This window comes from Nocardia colli (assembly GCF_008704205.1).
In the GTDB taxonomy this organism is placed as follows: Bacteria; Actinomycetota; Actinomycetes; order Mycobacteriales; family Mycobacteriaceae; genus Nocardia; species Nocardia colli.
In genome coordinates this window covers 1-1,616 of the sequence record NZ_VXLC01000067.1, presented here as the reverse complement: position 1 = coordinate 1,616, position 1,616 = coordinate 1, and the positions used below count along the sequence as shown (strand labels likewise).

Sequence of the window (1,616 nt, the reverse complement as noted above, 5' to 3'; positions counted from 1 at the left end):
TGGCGTGGATTGTTCCGAACGGCAGCAAGTGCTGGCCCACCTGCCGGACCACGGGCTTCGGCAGAAGCATTCCGCGTGGTCGGCAGGCGCTGCACTGCGGATACTCCGGCAGGTGCACCACTGGGGGACTCAGGGGGATTCGATGTCTGGGTACCAAATTTTATCCGGCTCAACTCAGAAGAACTGAGGTAAATGTTATGCGCGCACTCACTCGACTTATCGTCGGACTGTTCACCACCGGTGCAACATTATTGATCGTTTTCGTTCCGGCTCAGGCTGATCAGGGATTCACGCCTGACCCCGGACGATGCTCGTACTACCTGCAAAACGGCACCTGCATGCGCTACTACGCCAGCTATCCAACGCAACAGGAATGCTTCGATAGGCTGGTACCCGCCATGGACGCGACACGCAGCACCGATGCGCAATGTCTCCCCCAGTACGGTGCCTTCAACCTGTACGTCGGTGGTCATTACTGATCGGGATCTACGGGCTTGGACGCAACTAGAACGGGCGCGTTAAAACGGGCCGCTTTGCTGCTGCGCGCCAACCCGGAATCGATGCTTGTGATCGACGCGATCACAATACCGAATAAGGATGGAATGTCATGAAGATGGTAACTCGAATCATTGCTGGGATGTGTGCGGCTGGTGCGGCGTTGGTCGTGGCTTCGGCTGCGGCACAGGCTTCTCCAGGGCCTTGGGAGGCATCCGATCTGCCGGGCGTGGTGATATCCGGTGGCGACCGTTCAGATGACGGTAATCACCCGGACGGCGGCTATCACAACGACGGCACCTACCCCATCGATCGCAGCAATCACAGCGACGGCGCCTACCTCAACGACGGCGCCTACCCCATCGATCGCGGCAATCATAGCGACGGCGTCTACCCCGTCGATCGCGGTAATCATAGCGACGGCGTCTACCCCTACGATTAGCAGCCAGCATCGAATGGAAATGTCGCAAAGTAGTAAGGCGGCTCACTGCTGGGCTGCGGGCGGGCGGTGTGGCGCCGCCAGGACCGGCGATCTCCGTGATCGTTTCGGTTCTTCATAGGAACAAGCACCGCAACAGGTACCGACATGCCGGGCCGCTACCGCAGATGGTTTCCCGAGTCGCCGATGCCCGGAACGCCCATTACGCCAGCACGACTCAGCAGTTACCGCACATAGTATGTCACTATCTGCGGTAACTGCTGAGCGTGACTTTTCTCCTCGATGTTCCCGGACCCCCAAGTGCCGCAGGGGATCTCAGCCGCGCAGGGAGGGAACATGGCCGACTAGACCAGCGCCATCGCGAGTGGTGGACCGACGAACGCGATGCCGAACTGGTCGCGCTGGTGCAGGGCGGGCTGGTGGTCGAGGAGAGCGCCGAGCGGGCCGGGCGAACAGTGGGGGCGATCAAGACTCAATGCGTGAAGCTGCTGCCGCCGGATCTGGTGATCAGCCAGACCACCTCGGTGGAGCGGCTGCGAGAACTGCTCGACTTTCCCGGCTACGACTGGCGCGAGTCGCTACGCGAGCGTGCTCGCCGGGCCCCGGTTGAATTGATCGACGGTGATCCCGGACTGAGCGGTGGACTCGTATGCCGGGCTCCGCGACGGGCCGACCATGTGCG

Annotated in this window: 2 protein-coding genes and 1 pseudogene; all 3 read left to right on the top strand. The window is 61.3% G+C overall.

Annotated elements, in window-relative coordinates; all coding sequences use genetic code 11:
* The first annotated feature begins 197 nt into the window (after nucleotides 1-197).
* On the top strand, nucleotides 198-479 hold the full coding sequence (locus F3087_RS45715; protein WP_150408479.1) for a hypothetical protein: 282 nt from the start codon (nucleotides 198-200) through the stop codon (nucleotides 477-479).
* Nucleotides 480-607: 128 nt separating this feature from the next.
* Entirely contained in the window at nucleotides 608-937 is a 330-nt protein-coding gene (locus F3087_RS45710; RefSeq protein ID WP_150408478.1) for a hypothetical protein, read from the top strand.
* Nucleotides 938-1,200: 263 nt separating this feature from the next.
* Nucleotides 1,201-1,616: pseudogene (locus F3087_RS45705) on the top strand (hypothetical protein); the annotation flags it as partial.